The organism is Clostridium sulfidigenes (assembly GCF_052067195.1).
GTDB lineage: Bacteria > Bacillota > Clostridia > Clostridiales > Clostridiaceae > Clostridium_J > Clostridium_J sulfidigenes.
Genome location: NZ_JBQHQR010000002.1, coordinates 224689 through 251684, shown reverse-complemented (window position 1 = coordinate 251684; position 26996 = coordinate 224689). Strand labels below are relative to the sequence as shown.

The following is a 26996-nucleotide window of genomic DNA, read 5'->3' as shown; positions in this document are numbered from 1 at the left end:
AATGGCATATAAAAAATATGATAAAACTTTTAAAGAAAAAATTATTAAACTAAACTTGTATGAAGGAATGCATTTAGGTATCCTTTCTAATAAATATAATGTTCCTAAAACAACTATTAGCTCTTGGGTTAAAAAGTTTAGGGACAAAGAAAAGTGTAGTAATTATTGTGAAGATAGAGAAATCCTAAGAGAGATATGTAAGGATTTACAAAATGAAAATACTTTTCTAAAAAAGGCAGCAATTTATTTTGCTAAAGAAATAAATAAATAATTTAAAAGTTTATATAGATAATCTTGAGAATTTTACCTATAGCATGTGATGTATTTAAATTTAGTTTATAGATTTGATAAATGAATATGATTAACCATAACATGAGATGTGATACTATATTACAAATATCCATATATAAAATCATGGAAATATAGTATAATTAAGTAATAAAGGGAGGTGATTTGGTGAATGTCTATGAAATAACTCTAAAGGTGTATTTATTAAAGTCAATAAATGTTGAGGAAGCTCAACAAAAAATAGCTGAATTAATAGATAAATCTTTGGCAAAAAATAGTGAATTTTTAGAGCTGCATAATAAAAATATCTTCAAGAATTATTGTTTTAATTCTTTTTATCCTATAGATAAATCAGGGATATATAAAGCTGATAATGTCTATACAGTAAAGCTTAGAACTATAAGTAAAGAATTAGGACAATATCTTAATAATGCTTTATCTAATGAATATACAGATTATATCAAGGGATTAGTAACTGATATTAGAATTATACCTAAAAAGCATATAGAAAAAATTTATAGCATTACTCCTTTAATTTTAAAGAATGATGATGGTTATTGGAAGAACTTTTTAAGTTTTGAAGAGTTCGAAAAGCGAATTAAGGAAAATCTTATAAAGAAATATAATTTTATAAGCAATGAAAAATTAGATGAAAACTTTGATTTATATACGTTTATTGAAATTAAGAATAAAAAACCTATAGCCACATCATACAAAGGTAAACGTATTCTAGGAGATAAGGTTAATATAGTAATTTCAGATGATATAAGAGCTCAAGAGTTAGCATACATGGCTCTTGGGACAGGCCTTGGAGAGATGAATGCTAGAGGACAAGGGTTTGTAAATTTTAGATGGCTTTAAGGAGGTGAGTAAAAGTGCTTAAGGAATGTTTAGAAAGCTTTAAAAGTGAACTAAATGAAAAAGGCGATAGATTAATTTTAGATAATTATGTACCAGCAGATGGTACATATATAATTGTTGCACCTAAGGATGATTCTTATGAAGTTAAAGAAGTAATTAATATAAAGCTAGATAAAAAAACTAAAACTATTGATAAGAGTAGCAATTACTTTAGTAAGTTATGTACTTATGATTATAATAGTAAGCTTGTTGATATGAATAAGCCTATTGATGGAAAGAAAATAATTCATAGTAATAACTACTTAAGCTTTTTTGTTAAAAAAGAAAGTTTTTCTAATGGCAAGCTTACAAATGAAATTATAAATGGATATTATGATATCTTATTAAATCCTTATATTAAATATCCTAAATCAAAGGTGAAGGCTCATGACGTTTATAAAAGTCTAGAAACTGAAATTGGTAAAGTTGATACGAAATTAGTTGAAAAGATTAAAAGTTGGATAAAGGAAAATATATTTGAAATTGGTAATCAATATACAGGAAAAGATTATTTGAAAATTTTCTTTGAGTATGGCGAAGATGACTATATTAGAGAAGGAAAAAGATATTTTGTTCCCAATATATATAACAGTAATGATTTCAATATAAAGATTTCTGGTGAGATATTTGGATTGCCTAATGATAACATGGGGATGAATTCAAAAAAGCCTTATTTAGAGAGTAAGACTAGGAAGGTTAAAGTGCCTTATTTAATTAATAGCGAAGAAGTAATGCTTCAGAAAAAGTTCTTTGACTATTTATTGAATGAAGTTACTTTAGGTAAGGTAAATATCTATTTAGATGAAAATGGAGTAATAGCATTAAAAAGTGGAGATATGCCAAAGACAGACTTTGAAGGAGTATTTATAAGAATTAAGAAGGGTAAAGAAGTGGAAATCATAAGTCATGATGTAATAACTAACTATAAACCTAATTTACCTAAAAAATTTAATTTTAAAAATGTTTTAGGGGATGATTTAGATGATAAGTCTTTTGAATTATATGGCACTTGTGGAAATAGAAAGAGAATGCAGGAAGTCATTGATAATGTATATTTCTCAAAATATTTAATCAATAATTACTTTACTGATGTTGGAGATATATCAATTAATAATGAGGTACTAAAAAGTAATCTACTTATATCCAGAGATGGAATATTTAATTGGCTTTACAAGGGAAATAAAAATGGAATTGATAAATTACTTAGTAAAGTTTCTTTAAATTTAGTTAAGGGCTCAATTGAAAGAGGATATTTTAAAAAAGCAAAGGATCAATTTAATTTAAGATGGTCTTTTCAAAATTATTTTAATGGAGGTGTAGATATGGCAGAAATAGTTTATGAAATGCAGAATAAATTAAGACTTAAAATTAATGCAGAAAATACTGGAAAATTTGAAAATGATGATGAATATTATTTTGCAGTAGGTCAATTAGCTAACTATTTTTTATCTTTAAGTAAGGGAAGGAGTAAACCACAATCTTTATTAAATCCTTTTATGAATGCTAAAAATAATGGGATTATTAAAGAAAAGCTTAGGGCTCTTTATTTAAAGTATAATTACACGATAGAGCAGTATGCAAAGAGATTCAATAATCTTTATGGAATGATTGTTTCCTATGAACCAGAGGGAAAAGTAAATCAAGATATGATTTTAGCAGGATATCTACGTAGTAATTTAGTATATGAGAAAGATGAGGAGGCTAAATAAAATGGATAAGAGAGTTTATGGGGTTATTGGAATTTCTTCAAAGATGGCAAACTGGAATGCTGATTTTACAGGATATCCAAAGACAACTTCTGATGGAAGCACTTTTGGTAGTGATAAGGCATTAAAATATCCAATGAAAAAGATGTGGGAAAATCAAGGTAATAAAGTTTTATATATAAAATCTATGAAGATTTCAGAGGGTAAAAAAGGAGAAGTTACTGTTGTTCCTAGATCTTTAAAAGAAAGATATGAATATCTATTTGGAATTAAGGATTTAAAGGAGTGTAAGAATACTTCTGAGGTTTTAACTAATTTATTTAAAGCAGTAGATGTAAAGAATTTTGGAGCTACCTTTGCAGAAGAAGGAAATAACATTTCAATTACAGGAGCTGTTCAAATAGGTCAAGGTTTTAATAAGTATGAGGGTACAAATCCAGAAGAGCAGCAGATACTTTCACCATTTAGGGATGGTTCAAAGGATAATGCAAAACCAGATTCAGAGGAAGCTAAAAACTCTACTTTAGGAACAAAGATAGTTAGTAATGAAGCACATTATTTTTATCCATTTACTATAAATCCATTAGCCTACAAGGAATTTGTTGAATTAGAAGTTACTGATGGTTATACAGAAGAGGATTATAAGAAGTTTAAAGAAGGCGCATTAGTTTCAGCTACATCATTTGCTACCAATGCAAAAGTTGGATGTGAAAATGAATTTGCACTATTTGTTGAAACTGAAAGTGATTTATATCTTCCGAATCTTTCTGAGTACATTGTTTTTACTAAAGGTGAAGAAAAAAATACCATTGAAATTAAATGCTCAGATTTAATTAATTCTCTTAAAAATAGAGTAGAAAAAGTAGAGATTTATTACAATCCATATACTACAATAATTAAATCAGAAATTGAAGGAGTTAAGGAATATAATATATTCACACAAAAAGAGGTGTAGAATATGCAAATTTTAAAGTTTAGATTATGGGGAAGAACAGCATTTTTTAAAAAGCCTGAGGTAAATACTTATTTATATTTTACTTATGGAAATATTCATAAGGTGGCCTTACTTGGGTTACTTGGAGCTGTAGTTGGATATAGTGGATATAATCAATTTGATTTTAAAAAACGTAACCATAAGGAAATAAAAAATGAATATCCAGAATTTTATGAAAGACTGGCATGCTTGAAGGTTGCTATAGAGCCGACTTGTGAAGGTGCAGTAATAAATAAAAAAGTTCAAGTATTTAATAATTCTGTAGGATATGCTTCAAAGGAAATGGGTGGAAATCTTATTGTAAAAGAACAATGGCTTGAGAATCCATCATGGAATATTTATATACTTATTGACAACGAGGAAGCAGAGAAGGTTGCAGATTATATTTTAAATAATAAGGCAGTATATCAGCCATATCTAGGTAAAAATGATCACTATGCAAATATTTCTGAGGTTGAATTATATGAAGATTGCATTAAAGCAGATAAGGTAGAAAAAATTAATTCTCTTTGCTTTAGAGAAGAGGTGGTATTATCAATACCTGAACAAGAGTGGGGCAATGAAGAAGAGGCTGAAGAAGTATTTAAGTACCTAGAAAGCTTACCTTTTGCATTAAATAAAGATACTAATCTCTATGAAATGAAAAGTTTTATATACAGTAATATGAATGTGGAAGATATAAAGTCTAAGGATATTTATCGAGTTAAAAATAATAATATTTTTTTCTTTTAAAAAGGAGGGGAAGCCCTCCTTTAAACATAGGAGGATTTTATGGCATATTTTAATAGTTGTAATTTAATAGAAATTTCATCGCTGATTAATGATAAATATATTTTTTATGCCCATTTAAAGGAGGAGAAAAAGGAAACTTTAAAAGAGCATACTGATCTAGTAAATAAGTATCTTAAGAAAATAGTTAATGCAAAAAATATAGATAAGATATTTGAAAACTATGAGGAGAATTGCCTAGAAGATTTAAGTGAGGAGGGAAAGAAAGTATTTAGGAAGCTACTTATTAATACTTTTAACTTCCATGATATAGGTAAGATTAATCCAAATTTTCAGCTTAGAAAAATGATAAATAATATAGGAAATACTAATATGTTTCAAGATGTGCATAGTAAGCATTCAATTTTATCAGCTATTTTATATATTGATTATTTTATCAGTGATGTTGAAAAACTGGATAGAGTTAGTAAAAATATTATCATTGAGTATTTATTTTTAAATGCTTATGTAATTTCACGTCATCATGGAGGTCTAGATAGCTTTGAAAAGTTTTTGGATAGATTTTTAGAGGAGAGTGGAGATGAAGCTGAGGCATGTGTTGAAATTTTTTCAAATAATAATATAGATTTCTATAAAAGAGAATATAAGATGGTCATTAAAAAGTTTAAAGGAATAATTAAATTTTTAAAAGGGAAGATGGATAAGAAGGATGAAGAAAACTCTATTAATATTTATATCTATGTTAAACTTGTATTTTCACTTTTAGTAGCTAGTGATTTCTATGCAACTTCAGAATTTATGAGTGGAACTAAGTTAGAGAATTTTGGAGAAATATATGGCATAGATGAATTCTATAATCGATATAAAGAAACAGAAGTATATAATTCCATTAGAAGTTATGAGAATAATAGATATGAAAAATCAAAGGATTTACTAAAGGAGAGGAATATCAATGTTTTAAGGACTGAAATGTTTTTAGATGCAGAAATGGAATTAATTAAAAATATTGATAATAACATATTCTTTTTAGAGGCACCGACGGGTAGTGGCAAGAGTAATGTTTCTTTAAACTTAAGTTTTAAGCTTTTGGAAGACAGGAACAGTCTTAGAAAAATTTATTATGTGTATCCTTTCAATACATTAGTTGAACAAAATAAGATATCCATGGAAAAAATCTTTGGTAAAGAAAGTGAGATAACAAATAAGGTTGCAGTAATTAACTCAATAACTCCTGTTAAGATGGAAGAAAAAATAATGGATGATAAGGATGAGGACGGGAAAATTGAATATTATTCCAAGGCACTTTTAAATAGGCAATTTTTAAATTATCCTATGATCTTAACTACTCATGTGAGTTTATTTAATACCATGTTTAATTCATCCAAGGAATCTTCTTTTGCCTTTCATCAACTTGCAAATAGTGTAGTGGTTTTAGATGAAATACAAAGCTATAAAAATATAATCTGGAGTGAAATTATTACTTTCTTAAAGAGATTTGCAAAGATATTAAACATGAAGGTTATTATAATGTCAGCTACATTACCAGATTTGAATTATTTAACAGGAAGCAGTGCAAATACCTGTAACTTAATTAAAGATAGAGAAAAATATTTTAGTAATCCATTATTTAAAAACAGAGTAACTGTTGATTATGAGCTTATGGATAAGGGCATTGATGAAATATATAGCCATGTGAAAAATAAAAGTTTAGAAGGAAATAAGATATTAGTTGAGTTTATTAAGAAAAAATCTGCTTATGACTTTTATAATAGATTAAAGGATGATGAAGAGATACAGATCAAAGTAGAACTAATATCAGGTGATGATAATGCAATTGAAAGAGAAAGAATTCTAGAATTGGTTACTAAGACTACCAACATAATTCTTGTTGCAACGCAAGTTATTGAGGCTGGAGTTGATATTGATATGGATATAGGATATAAAGATATTTCAAAGCTGGATAGTGATGAACAGTTTATGGGAAGAATTAATCGTTCTTGTAAAAAGGATGGTATAGTTTACTTCTTTAATTATGATGAGACTAAAGGAATTTACAAGGATGATGTTAGAGTAAATAAGGATTATAGTCTGTTAAATGATGAAATGAAGGAAATTCTAGTAAACAAAAACTTTAGTGAATATTATAAGCCAGTATTAAAGGGAATAAGAGAACAATATAATGAGACTTTCAGTGATAGTAACTTAGAAAACTTTTTTAAAAATGAAGTGGGTAAGTTAATCTTTCCTAAAATAGAAAAGCGAATGGAACTTATCAGTGATGATATGTGGAGTCTTTCTGTCTTTATTGCTAGAGAGCTAGAAACACAAAATAAAACTATTCTAGATGGAAGAGAAATTTGGAAAAGTTATAGGGCGTTGCTTAGTGATAATTCATTAAAGTACGCTGAGAAGGAAGTAAAGTTATCACAAATAAGAGCTCTCCTTAATTACTTTATATATCAGGTAAAGAAATCAGACATTATATATAATGATAGACTAGGTGAACTTTACTATATTGAAGATGGAGAAAAGTATTTTAAGGATGGGAAAATAGATAAAGAAAAATTAACCACGGGTATTGGAGATTTTATATAGGAGAAAGATATGAAAGTTAATGGAACATTGATTAATTATTATTTTCATTGTAAGAGGCAATGCTGGCTTCATGGAAATAGATTAAATTTAGAAGATAATAGCGAAGTAGTAAAGATAGGAAAAGCTATCCATGAAGAAAAGGCAGAACAAGGGAAAAATACAGAGTTAACAATAGATAATGTAAAGATTGATAAATTAACTAATGAATATCTAGTAGAAGTCAAAAAATCAGATGCAGATGTAGAAGCATCAAAGTGGCAGCTATTACTTTATCTAAAAGTATTAAAAGGAAAAGGTATAGATAGAAAAGGAAAGTTGGAGTTTGTTGAAAAGAACAAAAGCAAAAATAAAACTTTATATGTGGAATTGGATCAAGAATCAGAAATTAAGTTAGATAATGTAGTGAAATCTATAGAAGATTTGATTAATATGGAGGAAATACCAAGTGCAATTAATAAGCCTACTTGCAAAAAATGTGCTTATTATGAGTATTGTTATATTTAGGAGGAGGAAATGGGGAGTACACGATATATAACATCTATGGGAGAGTTAACAAGAAAAGATAATTCTCTTTGTTTTAGGAAGGATGGAAAAAATGTCTATATTCCAGTGGAAAATACCACTGAGATATATTGTTTAAATGAAGTAACTATTAATACTAAATTATTAGACTTTATTTCAAGTAATAACATAGTGATTCACTTTTTTAATTATTATGAAGGGTATAGCGGCACCTTCTATCCAAAGGATAAATACAATAGTGGGAAACTACTTATAAAACAGGTAGAAGCTTTTAATAATAATAGACTTACTATAGCTAAATCCATAGTAAGAACTATTGGAGTAAATATAAGTGAAGTATTATATCATTATTATAAACATGATAAAAAAGAAGTAAAAGGTACCATTGATTGGATAAGAGGTGATTTCAAAGTTAGAGTAGATAATGCTCCAGGAATAAAAGAACTCATGGCTGTAGAAGGAGAGGTATGGCAAAGGTTTTATGGAGAGTTTAAAAATATTTTGCCAGAAGATTTTATACTGAATAAACGAGTAAAAAGGCCACCAGACAATCCTATAAATGCCCTTATTTCCTTTGGTAATTCTCTTCTTTATACTAAAACTATTTCTGGAATTTATAGAACTCACCTTGATCAAAGGATAAGTTTTTTACATGAACCTTCAGAAGGAAGATTCTCCTTAAGCTTGGATTTAAGTGAAGTATTTAAACCGGTTATAGTATATAAAACTATTTTTGAACTTGTTAATAATAAAAAACTACAGGTATCTAAGCATTTTGATAAAAAAGTTAATTATTGCTTATTAAATGAAGAAGGAAAAAACATTTTTATCAAAGCCTTTGAGGAAAGATTAGAAAGTGTATTTATTCATCCAAAACTTAAAAGAAAGGTAAGTTATAGAACTGCAATAAAATTAGATGCCTATAAACTAATAAAGTTTATAATGGAGGATAAAGAATTTACTCCATTTAATCTAAAGGAAGGTGTTTAATATAGCTAAAAATTTAAATTATAATTATGCATTTTTGTTTTATGATGTAAATGAGAAAAGGGTAAATAAAGTTTTTAAGGTGTGTAAAAAATATCTATCACACTTTCAAAACTCTGTTTTTAGGGGAGAACTTACACCATCTAAATTGATATTATTAAAAAAAGATTTAAATAAGATAATAGATGAGGATGAGGACTTCATATGCATAATAAAACTTATGAATGACAATGTATATGGAGAAGAAATATTGGGTAATCAAAGAAATAATACGGGAGAAGACCTAATCATATAATTTACCAGGTAAATTACCGTATTAATTTCTAAAAGTCTAGTGATTTCAATAGCTTATACTAATTTTAAAAAAATATATCAATAAAACAATTTTGGTTGGTAAAATATTTTAGAACCTTGATTTTACAAGGAGTTTAGAATATATTTATTTTAGAGAATGGCTTAATTACAATGGATTAACATTAACATGAGATGTATTTAAATTAAAGAATGAAAATGAGAAATGGAATGGCATAATAGATTAACATTAACATGAGATGTATTTAAATTGTGTACCTTGTGGATCATAATGTAGAGGACACAAAGATTAACATTAACATGAGATGTATTTAAATGCATAGTCTTTTTTCCCAAATGATTTCATTGCCTTTGATTAACATTAACATGAGATGTATTTAAATAGAAATTTCTTTGAGAATTCCATTCGGCAAGGGCAGATTAACATTAACATGAGATGTATTTAAATATTTACAGGACTTACTATTGCTTCTACGAGAGCAGATTAACATTAACATGAGATGTATTTAAATTTCTATAATTTTGGAAAGGGAAAGGGGAATTATTCCCGATTAACATTAACATGAGATGTATTTAAATCAGGATAACTTTAACGACTTTGGTTTTCTTAATAGATTAACATTAACATGAGATGTATTTAAATAATTATCTATAAAAGCAATTTTTTCTTCTCTTGTTAGATTAACATTAACATGAGATGTATTTAAATTCAACATTATCTAAATTACCACTCTCTGTATAAAGTGATTAACATTAACATGAGATGTATTTAAATCTATATCTATTCCAACACTAGAAAACATGATAGAGATTAACATTAACATGAGATGTATTTAAATAAATTTCCAAAAGCACTATTAGTTGCTTTTGAAAAGATTAACATTAACATGAGATGTATTTAAATGAGTTCTTTCTGTGTCATGACTACAATAGTTATTATCGATTAACATTAACATGAGATGTATTTAAATAGTTCTTCTATTTCCTTTATTGACTTTGAAATTTCGATTAACATTAACATGAGATGTATTTAAATATATATAGTAAGTTTGATTATGTAGTTGAAGAAATGATTAACATTAACATGAGATGTATTTAAATAGAATATAGTTATTATTTGAGTCCATCCCACGCTCGATTAACATTAACATGAGATGTATTTAAATCCTTCAAATTTTACACATTTCTTTTTTAAAGTTTTCATGATTAACATTAACATGAGATGTATTTAAATTCTTTCACATCCCTATACACATCTAGCATCTCTTTGATTAACATTAACATGAGATGTATTTAAATGGGTCATAAATCATATCTAAAAATATAGGTCTATCGATTAACATTAACATGAGATGTATTTAAATGGATATAAGAAGACTACATAGCGAAGGACTGTCCTGATTAACATTAACATGAGATGTATTTAAATAGGTTCTGGTAGGGGATATGACAAGTCCGCTTTTGATTAACATTAACATGAGATGTATTTAAATTTAACATTTGAAGATATTGTTTGGATTAGGCAATGCGATTAACATTAACATGAGATGTATTTAAATGCGCTTAACCCCATCTTCTGTAATGCTCCTAAACTGATTAACATTAACATGAGATGTATTTAAATTAATCTTCTTTAGTTTCAATCCCTATTGTAGTGTGATTAACATTAACATGAGATGTATTTAAATAAGGTTGTTAAAGCTAATCTAACAGTATTTAAATGATTAACATTAACATGAGATGTATTTAAATCTAACTTCTGTAACCACACCTACAAACTCTAAATTGATTAACATTAACATGAGATGTATTTAAATGATGGTCCAGCTGCAAAAGTTGTACTAGGCAATGGATTAACATTAACATGAGATGTATTTAAATAATATCGCAGTAATAAGTGTAACTCTTGCAGCCCTAGATTAACATTAACATGAGATGTATTTAAATCATACAAATTCAACTGTAAATTCGCCTATTGACCTGATTAACATTAACATGAGATGTATTTAAATATGCAGACTTAGAAAGTAATATTGGCACAGGAACTTGATTAACATTAACATGAGATGTATTTAAATAGAAGATGGGGAGGAAATGATGATAAAAAAAATATTGATTAACATTAACATGAGATGTATTTAAATGCGACTATGATTATATAAATTATGATGTAACAAATGGATTAACATTAACATGAGATGTATTTAAATGATGAAATGTATTTCAATGAAGAAAATCTTAAAAGGATTAACATTAACATGAGATGTATTTAAATCATCTTTAATCCTCTAAACTAACCTCAATAGTCTTGGATTAACATTAACATGAGATGTATTTAAATTATAAACTACAACAAGATTGGGATAAATATGGACAGATTAACATTAACATGAGATGTATTTAAATTTTAGTATTGCCTTGGCATTGTCCCGACCGTAAACTGATTAACATTAACATGAGATGTATTTAAATGATTAAACACTGAATTTGGTTCTATGAGATGCAAAGATTAACATTAACATGAGATGTATTTAAATAGTGAAAAGGGTAAATATAAGTTTACTATACTAGGATTAACATTAACATGAGATGTATTTAAATGGAACTTACATGAAAGCTATGCTATCTGAATTAACGATTAACATTAACATGAGATGTATTTAAATTAAAGTAGGTGACATATGGATAGAATTAGCTTAAAAAGATTAACATTAACATGAGATGTATTTAAATGGTAAAAAGTTCACTATAGAGGAAGTAGATAAAATTGATTAACATTAACATGAGATGTATTTAAATAGGTAGGTTGACTGCAGAAATGGCTAGTGAAATGATGATTAACATTAACATGAGATGTATTTAAATGGGAACTGGTCTAAAATATGGGGTGGAATAAAAGGCAGATTAACATTAACATGAGATGTATTTAAATAAGAATAAATGAGAGCTTTGAAATAAGATATTACGATTAACATTAACATGAGATGTATTTAAATGACATATGAAATTCAAATTCACCGTAGTTTTCCCATGATTAACATTAACATGAGATGTATTTAAATGCTAGTTTCAATTTACCCCTATCAGCCAGACTTACTGATTAACATTAACATGAGATGTATTTAAATTTCCTAAATATATCTACTAGTGCTTATGGATTTTAGATTAACATTAACATGAGATGTATTTAAATCCATTTTCGTATATTTCATTAAGTTTTTCATTAGGATTAACATTAACATGAGATGTATTTAAATACATATTCTCTATCTTTAACTTTAGGTTCTACTTGATTAACATTAACATGAGATGTATTTAAATTGTTAAAGAAGTTAATGTTTACATTGCTTATGATGATTAACATTAACATGAGATGTATTTAAATCCCATTACTTTTGGTACATATCTTTTACCTATATAGATTAACATTAACATGAGATGTATTTAAATAGGGTAATAGGTAACCCGTTAGCTGAGTTGATGTAAGATTAACATTAACATGAGATGTATTTAAATTTTAATAAAGGCTCTATTAGTTGTAGCAATAGAAAGATTAACATTAACATGAGATGTATTTAAATTGGACAAGGTAACTTCGGTTCTATCGATGGAGATCCGATTAACATTAACATGAGATGTATTTAAATACATTTTGGTGAAATAATTTGGTTTCCTCTTGGAGGATTAACATTAACATGAGATGTATTTAAATTATTAAAGTCAATAAATAATTTCTCCTATCATACGATTAACATTAACATGAGATGTATTTAAATATCTATAGTTATGGGTGGAACTTGGAGAGTTCCAGGATTAACATTAACATGAGATGTATTTAAATAGGTCTTAGTAGAGGGTGGCAAACAGGAGGAACTGATTAACATTAACATGAGATGTATTTAAATTCAAGTCTTGCTTTATTATAAATATCTATAACTAAGGATTAACATTAACATGAGATGTATTTAAATGTAGCTACGTTATCTACATACATACCAATATAAGTGATTAACATTAACATGAGATGTATTTAAATTTGTGCATTGTAAGTCATATATAACCCTACCTAACGATTAACATTAACATGAGATGTATTTAAATTATGTCATAGCACATAATTTAATCTTTGTATATAGATTAACATTAACATGAGATGTATTTAAATTGCCTATGCTGTCTTATCTGTCTAATAAATTCAAAAGATTAACATTAACATGAGATGTATTTAAATATAAATCAACTAAAACAGCCGTAAATACAAAAGGCGGATTAACATTAACATGAGATGTATTTAAATATAGGAAGGATTTTAATTGATAGATTAGGAATAGGATTAACATTAACATGAGATGTATTTAAATATCAATAATTCGTCTCCTGATTGTGATTCATAAAGATTAACATTAACATGAGATGTATTTAAATATATCTGTATTACTTATTATTTCTATTGTTGTATCGATTAACATTAACATGAGATGTATTTAAATTTATGTATCAACTTCTTGATATCTATATTAAATACAGATTAACATTAACATGAGATGTATTTAAATAGTGGAACAAACATGGTTGATGTTCCTACAGCAAGGATTAACATTAACATGAGATGTATTTAAATCCAAAGAGCAAATGGATGAAGTTGCAAACTCTCTTGATTAACATTAACATGAGATGTATTTAAATTTCAGTACCTTTCTTTTTGTATCGGATAAATGCGATTAACCTTAACATGAGATGTATTTAAATCCAGTTTCTTTATCTATTACCTGGAACTCAAAAACAGATTAACCTTAACATGAGATGTATTTAAATGACTCAAACCAACTTTGGATGATGACGTAAGGCTAAGATTAACCTTAACATGAGATGTATTTAAATTTTGTGATTGTTGCGACAGTTGTATTTTATAAATTGATTAACCTTAACATGAGATGTATTTAAATCACTTCACAACTTATTCTATAACTACAAACGTACAAGATTAACCTTAACATGAGATGTATTTAAATGCAAATTTAGATGGACAAGGAAAAGAAGATTGCAGGATTAACCTTAACATGAGATGTATTTAAATAAGAAATACTAAAAAAGTCTTTATCAATGTTATCACGATTAACCTTAACATGAGATGTATTTAAATTATTGATATTTGTGCTAATAGTGAAGAACAGGCTATGATTAACCTTAACATGAGATGTATTTAAATGATTATAAGACATGCATTTAATCTTACAAATCCAGGATTAACCTTAACATGAGATGTATTTAAATACGCTAACAACACTATAGCAAGTGTAACAGGGGATAGATTAACCTTAACATGAGATGTATTTAAATTTGGTATATACAGAGTTTTCTACAAGATGCTATTAGATTAACCTTAACATGAGATGTATTTAAATAAGAGAAGCTTTAAGAAAAAAAGTAGGTAAGAAGGATTAACCTTAACATGAGATGTATTTAAATGATATAATTCATTTAAGACAAGATTATAATGAAAAGATTAACCTTAACATGAGATGTATTTAAATTTATCTGAATCTATCCTACAAGAAAAGACTGCTAGGATTAACCTTAACATGAGATGTATTTAAATGGCTCATTAATGTAAATTTTATCTGCATTATGTTGATTAACCTTAACATGAGATGTATTTAAATTTTAAGATTAATTATACATAAACCTTTAGGAGTTATGATTAACCTTAACATGAGATGTATTTAAATGATTAGCGGGAGTTACACCCTAGTCAGCCATCCGGATTAACCTTAACATGAGATGTATTTAAATACAATATCCACAGATGAAATTCAAGAAAATTCAATGATTAACCTTAACATGAGATGTATTTAAATGAGGGAAGGCCTTTAAATCTTATCACAGAAGTTAATGATTAACCTTAACATGAGATGTATTTAAATAGGAATATAGGATTAAAGGATATTTATGTTGCTAAAGGATTAACCTTAACATGAGATGTATTTAAATATTTCTGTTTCATTAATCCCTAAAAAGTTCTTAATGGATTAACCTTAACATGAGATGTATTTAAATCCTACAGATTTAACATTCTCTTCTTTGATATTTCCAGATTAACCTTAACATGAGATGTATTTAAATGTACCCCATTTGTTGTATGTTTCTTTTATCCTGTCTGATTAACATTAACATGAGATGTATTTAAATTATCTACTAACTCCAAACTCCCTTTTTAATTGATGCGATTAACATTAACATGAGATGTATTTAAATTATGCATTTAGAAAACCATAGATAAGTACCTTGCCATGATTAACATTAACATGAGATGTATTTAAATGATAAAAAAATAGGGCTTTAAAGCCCTATCAATCGATTAACATTAACATGAGATGTATTTAAATTAGAATTATATAAATTTTCCAGTCCATCTATTGCAAGATTAACATTAACATGAGATGTATTTAAATACATGGATTGGAGGTTGGAAGTTTAAATTTAAACGATTAACATTAACATGAGATGTATTTAAATAGAAGGAGTACAAGGAGCAGATGGTCCAAAAGGTGGATTAACATTAACATGAGATGTATTTAAATGGAACTACTTTAAAACTAGAAAATCCAGATGGAACGATTAACATTAACATGAGATGTATTTAAATAGTGGATTCACTCTAATAAAATATCTTGTATTAATGATTAACATTAACATGAGATGTATTTAAATGACATTTCCTTTAGCAACCTATCCTGAGATTCCTGGATTAACATTAACATGAGATGTATTTAAATGTAATGAAATTTGACTCATTCTTTACTTCCTCCCTCCATTAACATTAACATGAGATGTATTTAAATGAAGATAAACGAATTTCTAAACGAGAATCTTTAAGATTAACATTAACATGAGATGTATTTAAATTTTTGTACAAGTTATCTTTGTAATATTTTATAGATAGATTAACATTAACATGAGATGTATTTAAATAAAGAAAATTGATAACCCTTTAGCACTGCTAAAAGATTAACATTAACATGAGATGTATTTAAATGAATTGAGAAAAAGGTGTACTGAGCTTTATAATGGATTAACATTAACATGAGATGTATTTAAATTTGCCTTCAAACTGTTTTATAATTAATCCTATAGCGATTAACATTAACATGAGATGTATTTAAATATATGAAGAATATCTTAAAACACAAGGTAAATCAGATTAACATTAACATGAGATGTATTTAAATTCCCAATTTTTATATAATGCTACCCCTATTGCAATGATTAACATTAACATGAGATGTATTTAAATACGAATTTAAACTTATTTAAGGGGTTGTGTTAAATTGAATGGTATTAAAACTGAACTTTTATTAATATAAATGTTTAATCAATGAGTTATATAAGTTAATATTAAAGTAAGAAAATAATCATAAGATTAAGGGGATGGTTGCCAATGAACAACTCTTTATTTACTAAAATTAAATCATACACACCTACAGTTAAAAAGGATTCAAAGGAAGATTATCTTACGGAGTTATTTACCTTTATTTTAAATGAAGTTGATGGATTAGCTAATGCTTATTGCAAGTTTTTAGTTAGTAAATTTAAAGATAAGGATGTCTTAATAAATCACCAAGAAGATGTTACCTTAGATACTCAAGTTAGTGTTAGTAAGGGGAGAATAGACTTACTAATTAGAGCTGGAGATAAAGGATTTATATGTGAACATAAGGTGGATAGTGGTTTAGGAATTAATCAAATAAAAAAATATAAGGAATGTTCAAGTGAACTAGGAAGTGAAGAATTTTATACTGTTTTAGTAACAAGAACAAAATTACAACATACGCAAAAATCAGATATATCCTTAGTATGGGGTGAAGTTTGTGGTTTCTTAGAAAAATTTAAGGAAAGTAAAGATGAACTTAATCCTGTTAATGATTTTTTAGTAGAACAGCTTATACAATATTTAAGGGATCAAAGTCTTGGATTGTATGAGAATATAAAGGTTGAAGAAGTGTTATCAAATTTCTTAGCTCAGAGTTTTTTAGAAAAGGTTAGAGAGATTTTGTACATACCTACTATTGAAGAGCTTAGAGCAGAAGTTGGTGATTTAGAAATATTTAAAAGGGAAGATTTTATTAGAAAAAGACAAAATGATAGATGGGGAAGATGCGGTATTGAATTATTTGAAAATTGGAATCCTGGGATATTTGTAGGAATTATATTTGATCCTAAAGATCATAAAATAGAGCCATTGGATAAGGAAAAGGGACCTGATTTTGTTATATTAGTTGATATTTCAGAGGTTAAAAATAGAGCTGCTGTGGTTAATTCTAATAATTTCCAAGAATTAACAAAAAGACTAAAGGATAATAGTGGTGAATTTGATCTAATCCATACTGGTTTCAAAAATAAGTACAGATTATTAGCATTAAGAAAGTCTTTTTTAGATATTATTCAAGATAGATACACTTTAGATGAACAAATTAAGGAAATAAAAAAAGTTACCTTTGAAGGATTAAAGTTAATGTTACAAGATGATTTATTATATGGTGCATTTTAATAATTTTTAAATAATATGAATGTATCCTTAAAGAGTTGGACATACTATTAGTGTAAAAATAAAAACTTTAAATATCTATTCTATAAGGAGATGATAGCATGGAATTAATGATAATAGGAGCAGCTATGTATGTAGTAGCAAAGGGTGTTGAAATATTATTAAACATGATTTAATCTCAATAGTAAGAGCAATAAAAAATAAGCCAATGACACTAAAGCGCCATTGGCTTACCTTTATTTATTCTTTATAACATGCTGTTTTATATCTTCAACATCCTTTTTTACATCTTCCATTATGCTTAATTTATCTGTTATTTTTGCTATTATCTCCTGGTAGTTCTTTTCTCTTTCTTCTTGCTTTTCATCTCTTTTTTCTTGAGCTTTTAATATATAGAATATTAGAAATATGCTGAGCACTGCCCATATTCCTTGAGACATTGCTATTTTCAATATTTCACCTTCCATTAATTTCAACACCCCCCCATAGTTATAGTTAGGATAATATTTGAACTTTTACTCATGCTTAAAATATCCCTTATTACTATATATGCAGATGTGTTTATTAATGCAATTACCTAAAGAAAGGCTCACCATAATTTCTTATGATGAGCCTTAAATATTATATTAAACTTCTACGTTGAATATCCATCCTTCTGGTGCTTCTATATCGCCAGCTTGAATTCCTAGTAAAGTTTCATAAAGTTTTCTAGTTACTGGGCCAACTTCTGTTTCACTATGGAAAACGTGTTTGTTTTCTTTATGTTGGATTGCTCCGATTGGAGTGATTACAGCTGCAGTACCGCAAGCTCCAGCTTCTGCAAATTCACCTAAGTTATCTATTAATACGTCTCTTTCTTCTACCTTCATACCTAAGTTATGCTCAGCTAAGTATAATAGAGATCTCTTAGTTATACTTGGTAGTATAGATGGAGATTTAGGTGTAACAAAGGCACCATCTTTAGTTATTCCAAAGAAGTTTGCAGCACCTACTTCTTCTATTTTTGTATGAGTTGCTGGATCTAAATAGATACAATCAGCAAAACCTGCTTTAACAGCTTCTGCATGAGGTAATAAGCTTCCAGCATAGTTACCACCAACTTTAGCAGCACCAGTTCCCATAGGAGCAGCTCTGTCAAAGTCAGAAGTTATGAAGTTAACTGGAGCCATTCCACCTTTGAAGTATGGTCCAACTGGTGTAACAAAGATTCCAAATATATATTCCCTAGCAGGACGAACACCTACATTGTCACCTACGCCTATTACGTAAGGTCTAAGATATAGTGTTGCTCCACTTCCATATGGTGGGATAAGTCTTTTATTTGCTTTAACAATTCTTCTGCAAGCATCTAAGAAGAATTCTACTGGTACTTCTGGCATTAAAACTCTTCTACAGCTTTCATTTAATCTTTTAGCATTTTGATCAGGTCTGAATAAGCATACTTTTCCATCTTTATGAGTATATGCTTTTAAACCTTCAAAACATTGTTGTCCATAATGCAAGCATGTTGAACCTTGGCTAATTGTTATTTTATCATCTTCAACTAAGTTTCCTTCATCCCATTGTCCATCTTTATAATGAGAAATAAAATTAAAATCTGCCTTTAGGTAATCAAACCCTAATTCTTTCCAATTGAATTCTTTTTCCATTACCAAATCTCCCCCTAATAAAATTAACTTTTTTATTTGATTTTTTAATGTGTAGTTAACATAATCCTTAATTTTTAATGAAATCATATACTTGCAAATGAAATTATGTAAATGAAATCGTATACTTTTTTATGTTTAAAAAATTTAGAATTATGTGCCTATAATACTATACTAACACTTTTAAATATTTTATCAATAATTTTTCATGATTATATTAATACTATATGTATATTAACGAAAGGAGAAATTAGAAATGAAAAAAAGATTAACCGTTGAAGGTATGACTTGTGGAAAGTGTGTTACCAATGTTAAAACAGCATTACAAGGAGTTCATGGGATTGATAATGTGGATGTACACCTAAAATCTCAAATAGTAGTGGTTGATGGAACAGATTCTGTTAATGATAAAGAAATGAAGTGTGCCATTGAAGATGCAGGTTATATAGTAGAAAAAATAGAGCAAGCTTAGTTTAAAAAAGTAATGGAATACCCTTTACCTTTAAAAATGCTTTTGCTTAAAGTTTAGCAAAAGCATTTTTTATTTAGCATATTCTTAATAAGTTAATATAAGGCATCTTAATTTAAAAGAAAGTTTTAACAGGCTTTACGTATTACTGCAACTTAACTTATAGACACATCAATTACTTTAGCTACATAATCATCCATGCCTGACTTTGCTAGTATAGTGATAGACTGTGGCGAATTGCTTGAAATTTTAGCACTATAAGCTTCAGCACCATTTACATCTAATTGTTCGGCTCTATTTATAGTTATTTTATTTTTATCCGCAACCTTATAATCCTCAAGAATATCTGCAACTCGATTTTCTAAGTCTCCAGTAGGACACTCAAGTATTTTTATTCTGTCAATTGCTCTTTCAAGGTTTTCCATAGGTTTTTTCCTCCATTATTTTATTAAAAAGTCTATTGTATTGTAAATCGTAATTAGTATTTCCTATAATGACTTGCTTTATCAATGAATTTAATCAAGGGAACATTCTTTAGGGTGGGTAAAATCTATGGAATAAAATGTTATGGGGTCAGACCCCCAGGAATAAAATGTAAGGGGGTCTGACCCCATAACAAAAATTACAATGTAAATAAAAAGGTATTATGGTATATATTGAAGAATAATATATCAGTATTATTTTAAGAAGACATGGAGGGATATTAATGTACAATCCAAATGATATTAAAAGTTTTTATAACAACTATGGTGAGAGAGAATGGCAGAGGTTAGAGCTTACACCTTATGATAGGATTAATTATTATCTTCACATGGATTTTCTTAAGGACTGTATAGGAGAAGGCAAAAAGGTTTTAGATGCTGGCTGTGGAGCAGGGAGATTTAGTATAGAATTAGCTAAACTAAAAAATAGAGTTACTTTATTTGATATATCTACAGAGCAGTTAAGAATTGCTGAAGATAAGTTAAAGGAAAATAATTTGATGGCTTATATGGATGGGATTATAAATGGAGATTTAGCGGATTTATCAATGCTTGAAGATAATACCTTTGATACGGTGATTTGTTATGGAGCGCCTCTTAATTATCTTTTAGGGAATGTGGAAAAGGCTGTTAGGGAGCTGGTTAGAGTTACGAAACCAGGTGGACAAGTTCTAGTTAGTGTAAATAGTAAATGGGGAGTGATAAGAACACAATTAGGTAGGGAGGATTTTGATTATGTATCCTTCTTTGGAAAACCAAATTATTGGTATATACCTGAAGTTGTAGAAACTGGTAATTTGCCAAAACATGAGTTAGTGTCTCATCCTGAAAGACATTTCTTTGAAGCAGAAGAGTTAGAGGCTTTGCTATCAACTTGTGGATTAGAGAATATAACCTTAGGCGGAAGTCCTTGTATATCTAGTGGGTTTAGGAAAGCTGTAAATGACATTGAGAAAGATAAGATAGCTTGGGAGACTTTACTTGAAATGGAGCTTAAGTCTTATTGTAAGAGAACTTTAGCTGATAACGGAGAGTTTTTATTAGCTAGAGGCGTTAAGATGGAATAAAATGTTATGGGGTCAGACCCCCAGGAATAAAATGTAAGGGGGTCTGACCCCAAGGAAATTTTTAGGAAATTATTGTTAGGAGTATTAAAATGAAGAAAAGCAAGATAAATATTTTTGAAGGTGTATTTTTTGCATTACTAGTAATTGCAACTGGAGTGATATTTTTTATAATATATAAGGATATAGACAGTGACATTTCTTTTAAGTTTATAGTTGGATATGTAATTTGTCTTTTAATTTTTGTTATTTATGAAATTATTATTGGTATTATAAATTTAAGAAAGTTAACATGGAGTGAAGCAAGAAAAATATTACTTAAGTTTATTGTGTTAGCTATTTTATATACTGTTTTACTTTATGGTCTTGATTATTTTTTTAGGCCTTTGAAGAAAGATTTACTTAGAGGTTTTCCTATAGGCTTAGGAGCTGCTTTAGGTTGGCTTTTGATAGAAACTAGATCTTTTGCAGGGAAGGAGCAGAATTAATGTTAGATCAACGTGGTTTGAAGTCCGTAAGAAATTTTTCAGTATGTATGTTGTTAATAAGTATTGTAATTAATATAGTACTTGTACTTCGGCATTTTGGGTATGATGTTAATATTATTCAAGATTTAGGATATGAAATTAGTATAATCGAAGAAATAAATATAAAAAATTATGTTGAATTTTTCACTTTGCCTTTTGTGGCTACTGCTATTGCAAGTGCAATAAATAGAGCTAAGGATTTATCCCAAGAAGCTAAGGATGAGATGAGATCTAAAATGAAATTAATGAAATTGGGTACTATTTTCTTCATTTTATATATTCTTTTTTCTGCACTTATAATAAAGAAGTCATATTTTATTGTTGCCGCTTTTATAATGCTAGGAATCTATGTGAACCTAATATTTATTACAGAGAAAATTATAGTGTTGGGGTTGAATGACCATCAAATGAAGTGGCGAGCAGCAGTAAACGGTACGGATTACCCTGTGGAAGGTAGTAGTATATTTTGGAGATTTAAACCTTGGTTTATGCCTTTTGAAAGGGTACCATTTAGTAAAAGGAGTCTTGGATTATATAATATTGTTGTTATGGTTATATTTACGTATACCCTAATAGAAAGTAAAATAACTGATATATTTGAGGTTATATTTTTTATAATTGTTATAAGAGAAATTTTTTCTCTTATAGAGTATATCTTAGGATTATATACATCTTTAATAGGTGTATGCACTGGGGTGACAGAATCACAGGAGAGCAGAAATAGAAGCCAGTATTGGACCGTATATGTTACTGACTTTAAAAATAAAAGAGAAATTGCCTATAGAACTTATAATTATCCTTTTATATCTCGGGGAGAAGAGGCTAAAGTTGTTCATGGCATGTTCTCTAAACGAGTAGTTCTCATTAATGGAAGAACTATTTAAAATTTGTGGCTTTTGTAAATTATAAAAGGTTGAGCATGTACTTAATAATTATAAGGACATGCTCAATCTTTGTTTAAATAAATTTATTACTTTAAATTCCTTGTGTTTTTTTTAGAATAGTTTTTTAAAGCAACTTTTACATATTAGAGTTTTTCCTTTATTGCAGGACATGATATTATCTTTGGAAACTTCCTTTAGACAAAGTTCACAGATTTGTTTAGAGCCTTTACTGGAAGATAGATTGTTATCTCCAGGGGAAAACTCTTTGCATAAACCTGAGGCACTATAGCTATCTAAGGTTTTATTTTTTTTGTTACTAGGAGGTTCATAATTTATTATGGGCTGTTGTTCTTCTAGCTTAACTATTTTATAATCCATGGCATAGGAACTTTCCCCAAAGAGTTCTAGTTCAAATCTAGGGTTTTCTTTATCGTAAAATTCTTCTATAATAAGTCTTCTTACTTGAGCATCATTTATGATAAGGCCACTTTTTTCAACACCATCTAAAATACTTTTTGTTATGTTGTTTGTGTCTGGATGACGTTTTTCACTTTTATAATAAACCTTAAGGACAGCTATAAGTGCCTCTGTTAAGGTTACACTTGGATTTTGAACCCTACATTCGTAGGCTATTTCTTCCTCGTATAGTGCATATCTATCATGATATTTTCCAGAGTTATATGGTAGAATAGCTCTGTTACTGCTATTGAAAAGTTTAAAGTTAGATTTAGAAATTGGTGATCCCTTTACCACAACTTTAGCATAGTTAATATCTTTCATTTTAATTCCTCTTTCTATGATTGTGTGATTAATTGCTGATATAAATAACTTTAGTAAGTATATTATAACACAGGAACTTATGTTTGAATAAGAATAAAATACTTTAGGTAAAGGTCAGATTATTTTATATAATTTAAAATAGTATTCCTGCAATACCTGAGAGTATCATCGCTTCCATTGGATTTACTTTAGTTTTTCTAAGTAGAAAGAGGCATACTACAAAAATAATTATAGGTTTTATTTGAAGACTCATTTCTACCAACTTCCATGTTGAAGTTCCTAGGAAGGAAAGCATTAGTATAGTACCAGCAGAAGAAGCAATAAGTCCTATGGAAGCTGAACGAAGTCCTTTTAAAATATTTGAAATATTTTTAGACTCATCATGACTCTGAAAAAATTTATATAAAAAAAGTGAGATGAAGAAGCCTGAGATAATACATCCTAAGGTAGCTACAATGGCACCGGAAATTCCACTAATTTGAATTCCTACGAAGGTGGAAGTATTAACGGCTAAGGGACCAGGAGTCATTTGAGATATGGTAATAATATCCGTGAATTTTTGCATAGTAAGCCAGGCATGTTTCTCTACTACTTGCTCTTGGATTAAAGGAATAGTTGCATATCCACCTCCTATACTAAAGAAGCCTATTTGTAAAAAGCTAAGAAAAAGCTTAAAAATAGAGTTATACATAAACCTTCCTCCTAAAATTTATTTTTAAAAATGAGACAAAAGATAACGCAACTTACTAGAATAACCATAACGTTTATATTAAAAATAAAACTAGCTATGAAAACTACAGGAATCATTAAAGAGAGTAAAGCATTTTTTTCTTTTGTAACAGTCTGAATCATGGTTACTACTAAATCTATAATCAAAGCGGCAACTCCCGCTTCCATTCCCTTTAATATAGATGAAATAGTGGCATTATCACGGAAAAAGCCATAGCAGGTAGAAATTAAAGATAGTATTATAAGTGGAGGAAGGACAGCAGAAATACAGCTGATAACAGCACCTAAAAAGCCAGCTATGCGATATCCAGATAATACTGATAGATTTACAGCTATGGCTCCAGGAGAAGACTGAGCTATTGCTGCCATATCTAGTAACTCTTCCTCACCAAAGTATTGTTTTTTCTCTACAAAATATTTACGAATCATAGGAATTACTACATAACCTCCTCCAAAGGTAAAGGCACTAATGAAGAAGTTAACTCCAAAAAGCCAAAGGCAAGTTTTATATTTTGAATTCTTATTTAGATAATTCATGGAATCCCCCTTTCTCCAACATACACAATTATATTACTTGTATATATATAAATAAAATGATAATATTTTATGAAATACATTACTAAAAAGTAATGCAAATGGGTGAGGGTTACTATGAATTTGAGACAAATGCATATTTTTAAAGAAGTATGTGAAGAGTTAAGCTTTACGAAGACAGCAAAAAAGTTATATATGACTCAACCAGCGATTTCACATGTTATAAGTGATTTAGAAGCGGAGATAGGTGGAAAACTTTTCGAACGGATCGGGAGGAAAATCTATCTTACAGGAACTGGTGAAATACTACTACATAAAGTGGTGCGAATAATTGAACTTCATGAGGATTTAGAGAATGGGTTTAAAGATCAAGAAGAATTAGTAACTATTCGAATTGGATCTAGTATTACTATAGCTAATTTCTGGCTTCAGAAATGGATTAAAGAGTGGAGGCAAAAATATGAAAGAACACCATTAAAGATTCAAGTGGATAGTGCTGCTAATATTGAAGAAAAACTATTAAATAACGAAATAGATATTGCACTAATGGAGGGAGCTATTCATAATAAACAATTGGTTAGTCATGAGGTTTCTTCTTATGAAATGTCAGTGATATGTTCCTCTAATCATGATTTTGCTAAGAGTATAAGGTCTGAAATTACGGTTGAGGAGTTTACAGCACAACCTCTACTACTTAGGGAAAAGGGGTCTGCCATAAGAGATACTCTTGATAGTGCTTTATTACTTAATCATATTTACGTGGAGCCTTTGATGACAAGTGTAAATTCACAAGCGATTATTCAGGCTGTAAAGTGTGATTTTGGCATAAGTGTTCTTCCAGACTTACTTGTTATGCAGCAAATTAAAGAAGGGGATATAGTAAAATTATCTATTAAGGATATTAGGCTTTTCAATTATAACTCTATTTGTTATCATCGAGACAAGTATCTATCCAAGCCAATGAAGTGGTTAATTGATTGTTGCATAAGAATTAAGTAAAAGATATGTAATTACTCTTTAAAAAATGATAAAATGTATGAAGTATTCACATTTGTTGATATAATTGTATAAATGTGTGGATATATTATTTTAGCATGTGGATAAGTTTAAGTTAGTACCTTAAGGGTAAACTTTTAATATAAACTTTCATAGTGTGTAAATTATTTAAAAGTAGGTGAAAAATATGAAAGAAGCAAATGAAGTAAAAGAAAATTTTAAAATACTTGCTATAGAGTCAAGTTGTGATGAAACAGCAGCTTCAGTAGTAGTGAATGGAAGAGAAGTTTTATCTAATGTTATAGCTTCTCAAATTGATATACACAAAAAATTTGGTGGAGTTGTACCAGAGGTAGCTTCAAGAATGCATATAGAAGCCATTAGCGCTGTGGTGGAAGAAGCACTTAGAGAAGCAAATCTGACTTTTCAAGATATAGATGCAGTGGGTGTTACCTATGGGCCAGGGCTTGTGGGAGCTTTACTTGTGGGGCTTCAATATGCTAAGGCTTTGGCTTATGGATTAAATATTCCACTTATAGGAGTAAATCATATTGAAGGTCATATAAGTGCTAATTTTATTGAGCATAAGGATCTAAAACCACCTTTTATTACTTTAGTAGTATCAGGAGGGCATACCTTTATTGTTCATATGAAGGATTATGGTAGCTTTCAGGTTCTAGGGGAAACTAGAGATGATGCAGCAGGAGAAGCCTATGATAAAGTGGCTAGAGCTATTGGACTTGGATATCCTGGAGGACCTAAAATTGATAAGATTGCGAAAGAGGGGAATGAGAATGCCATTAAGTTTCCAAGGGCAAATTTCCACGATAAGACACTAGATTTCTCCTTTAGTGGAGTTAAATCAGCAGTACTTAACTACTTAAACTCTCTTCAAATGAAGGGTGAGAGCTATAATCAAGCTGATGTAGCGGCTTCCTTCCAAAAGGCTGTGGTAGATGTATTAGTAGATAATGCTATGAAGGCTTGCAAAGAGAAAGAAGTAGATAAAATAGCTATATCTGGAGGCGTTGCATCTAACTCTTATCTTAGAGCAAAGCTTATGGAAAGAGGAGAAAAGGAAGGGATAAAAGTTTTATTCCCAGCACCAATTTTATGTACAGATAATGCAGCTATGATTGGAAGTGCTGCTTATTACGAGTATAAAGCTGGTAGAATTGCAGATTTAACACTAAATGCAGTACCAAACTTGAAGTTAGGACAAAGATAGACGCAAAGATTTAAATTTAGGATTTCATATGTTGAAACGTATCGTAAGTAAGTGAGGTTTTCAGCCTTAACCATTGAAA

Annotated in this window: 22 protein-coding genes and 1 CRISPR repeat array; of the genes, 16 read left to right on the top strand and 6 right to left on the bottom strand. The window is 28.7% G+C overall.

The genetic code is table 11. The features are described from left to right. Position 1: 1 nt before the first annotated feature. From ACTNBA_RS03035 to ACTNBA_RS02990, 10 genes are all read left to right on the top strand, one after another. Complete coding sequence (locus ACTNBA_RS03035) at positions 2–271, top strand: transposase (protein WP_441072482.1); 270 nt, start codon at positions 2–4, stop codon at positions 269–271. Positions 272–456: 185 nt separating this feature from the next. After that, positions 457–1149 carry a CRISPR-associated endoribonuclease Cas6 gene (cas6, locus tag ACTNBA_RS03030; RefSeq protein WP_441072480.1) on the top strand — a complete coding sequence of 231 codons (693 nt, stop codon included), beginning with the start codon at positions 457–459 and terminating at the stop codon, positions 1147–1149. A 14-nt stretch (positions 1150–1163) separates the two neighbouring features. Then, on the top strand, positions 1164–2897 hold the full coding sequence (cas8b, locus tag ACTNBA_RS03025; protein ID WP_441072478.1) for a type I-B CRISPR-associated protein Cas8b/Csh1: 1734 nt from the start codon (positions 1164–1166) through the stop codon (positions 2895–2897). Between the two features lies 1 nt (position 2898). Further along, positions 2899–3849: a type I CRISPR-associated protein Cas7 gene (locus tag ACTNBA_RS03020; RefSeq protein ID WP_441072476.1), complete on the top strand. Its 951-nt coding sequence runs from the start codon at positions 2899–2901 to the stop codon at positions 3847–3849. A gap of 3 nt (positions 3850–3852) precedes the next feature. Then, positions 3853–4620, top strand: a complete 768-nt coding sequence (gene cas5b / locus ACTNBA_RS03015) for a type I-B CRISPR-associated protein Cas5b (RefSeq protein WP_441072474.1) — start codon at positions 3853–3855, stop codon at positions 4618–4620. 39 nt (positions 4621–4659) lie between these two features. Then, on the top strand, positions 4660–7212 hold the full coding sequence (gene cas3 / locus ACTNBA_RS03010) for a CRISPR-associated helicase Cas3' (protein WP_441072472.1): 2553 nt from the start codon (positions 4660–4662) through the stop codon (positions 7210–7212). A gap of 9 nt (positions 7213–7221) precedes the next feature. After that, positions 7222–7716: a CRISPR-associated protein Cas4 gene (cas4, locus tag ACTNBA_RS03005; RefSeq protein ID WP_441072470.1), complete on the top strand. Its 495-nt coding sequence runs from the start codon at positions 7222–7224 to the stop codon at positions 7714–7716. Between the two features lie 9 nt (positions 7717–7725). After that, the gene (gene cas1b / locus ACTNBA_RS03000) at positions 7726–8724 is read left to right on the top strand and encodes a type I-B CRISPR-associated endonuclease Cas1b (protein WP_441072468.1); all 999 of its coding nucleotides are present in this window, start codon (positions 7726–7728) and stop codon (positions 8722–8724) included. A 1-nt stretch (position 8725) separates the two neighbouring features. Continuing rightward, on the top strand, positions 8726–9016 hold the full coding sequence (cas2, locus tag ACTNBA_RS02995) for a CRISPR-associated endonuclease Cas2 (RefSeq protein ID WP_343825127.1): 291 nt from the start codon (positions 8726–8728) through the stop codon (positions 9014–9016). Positions 9017–9189: 173 nt separating this feature from the next. Continuing rightward, positions 9190–16327: a CRISPR direct-repeat array (repeat unit 30 nt; unit sequence GATTAACATTAACATGAGATGTATTTAAAT). Between the two features lie 144 nt (positions 16328–16471). Then, positions 16472–17581 carry a hypothetical protein gene (locus ACTNBA_RS02990; RefSeq protein ID WP_441072466.1) on the top strand — a complete coding sequence of 370 codons (1110 nt, stop codon included), beginning with the start codon at positions 16472–16474 and terminating at the stop codon, positions 17579–17581. A 233-nt stretch (positions 17582–17814) separates the two neighbouring features. Here ACTNBA_RS02990 and ACTNBA_RS02985 read toward each other — a convergent pair whose 3' ends face one another. Both ACTNBA_RS02985 and ACTNBA_RS02980 read right to left on the bottom strand, forming a co-directional pair. Continuing rightward, positions 17815–18045, bottom strand: coding sequence for a BhlA/UviB family holin-like peptide (locus ACTNBA_RS02985; RefSeq protein WP_441072464.1), 231 nt, complete (start codon positions 18043–18045; stop codon positions 17815–17817). A 159-nt stretch (positions 18046–18204) separates the two neighbouring features. Then, positions 18205–19227, bottom strand: a complete 1023-nt coding sequence (locus ACTNBA_RS02980; protein WP_441072462.1) for a branched-chain amino acid aminotransferase — start codon at positions 19225–19227, stop codon at positions 18205–18207. Positions 19228–19480: 253 nt separating this feature from the next. Here ACTNBA_RS02980 and ACTNBA_RS02975 point away from each other — a divergent pair, with 253 nt between their 5' ends. Next, complete coding sequence (locus ACTNBA_RS02975; RefSeq protein ID WP_150844596.1) at positions 19481–19696, top strand: cation transporter; 216 nt, start codon at positions 19481–19483, stop codon at positions 19694–19696. Positions 19697–19848: 152 nt separating this feature from the next. Here ACTNBA_RS02975 and ACTNBA_RS02970 read toward each other — a convergent pair whose 3' ends face one another. Continuing rightward, positions 19849–20118, bottom strand: coding sequence for a hypothetical protein (locus ACTNBA_RS02970; protein ID WP_441072460.1), 270 nt, complete (start codon positions 20116–20118; stop codon positions 19849–19851). Positions 20119–20399: 281 nt separating this feature from the next. Between ACTNBA_RS02970 and ACTNBA_RS02965 the strand changes: the two genes are divergently transcribed. The 3 genes from ACTNBA_RS02965 (at position 20400) to ACTNBA_RS02955 (ending at position 22650) form a co-directional block, all read left to right on the top strand. Then, complete coding sequence (locus ACTNBA_RS02965) at positions 20400–21242, top strand: class I SAM-dependent methyltransferase (protein WP_441072458.1); 843 nt, start codon at positions 20400–20402, stop codon at positions 21240–21242. 89 nt (positions 21243–21331) lie between these two features. Beyond that, on the top strand, positions 21332–21727 hold the full coding sequence (locus tag ACTNBA_RS02960; RefSeq protein WP_441072456.1) for a hypothetical protein: 396 nt from the start codon (positions 21332–21334) through the stop codon (positions 21725–21727). Then, on the top strand, positions 21727–22650 hold the full coding sequence (locus ACTNBA_RS02955) for a hypothetical protein (protein ID WP_441072454.1): 924 nt from the start codon (positions 21727–21729) through the stop codon (positions 22648–22650). The genes ACTNBA_RS02960 and ACTNBA_RS02955 overlap by 1 nt, the downstream gene beginning before the upstream one ends. Before the next feature lie 111 nt (positions 22651–22761). On the opposite strand, the gene ACTNBA_RS02950 is transcribed toward ACTNBA_RS02955, so the two are convergent. The 3 genes from ACTNBA_RS02950 to ACTNBA_RS02940 all read right to left on the bottom strand — a co-directional run bounded on the left by ACTNBA_RS02950 (position 22762) and on the right by ACTNBA_RS02940 (position 24696). Further along, positions 22762–23430 carry a RusA family crossover junction endodeoxyribonuclease gene (locus ACTNBA_RS02950; protein ID WP_441072452.1) on the bottom strand — a complete coding sequence of 223 codons (669 nt, stop codon included), beginning with the start codon at positions 23428–23430 and terminating at the stop codon, positions 22762–22764. A gap of 133 nt (positions 23431–23563) precedes the next feature. Then, complete coding sequence (locus ACTNBA_RS02945; RefSeq protein WP_441072450.1) at positions 23564–24121, bottom strand: chromate transporter; 558 nt, start codon at positions 24119–24121, stop codon at positions 23564–23566. A gap of 11 nt (positions 24122–24132) precedes the next feature. Beyond that, a complete protein-coding gene (locus tag ACTNBA_RS02940; protein WP_441072448.1) occupies positions 24133–24696 on the bottom strand; it encodes a chromate transporter in 564 nt (187 codons plus the stop codon). 114 nt (positions 24697–24810) lie between these two features. On the opposite strand from ACTNBA_RS02940, the gene ACTNBA_RS02935 reads away from it, so the two are divergent. Together ACTNBA_RS02935 and tsaD are read left to right on the top strand one after the other, a co-directional pair. Beyond that, on the top strand, positions 24811–25692 hold the full coding sequence (locus tag ACTNBA_RS02935) for a LysR family transcriptional regulator (protein ID WP_441072446.1): 882 nt from the start codon (positions 24811–24813) through the stop codon (positions 25690–25692). Between the two features lie 184 nt (positions 25693–25876). Continuing rightward, on the top strand, positions 25877–26917 hold the full coding sequence (tsaD, locus tag ACTNBA_RS02930; protein WP_441072444.1) for a tRNA (adenosine(37)-N6)-threonylcarbamoyltransferase complex transferase subunit TsaD: 1041 nt from the start codon (positions 25877–25879) through the stop codon (positions 26915–26917). Positions 26918–26996 lie beyond the last annotated feature (79 nt).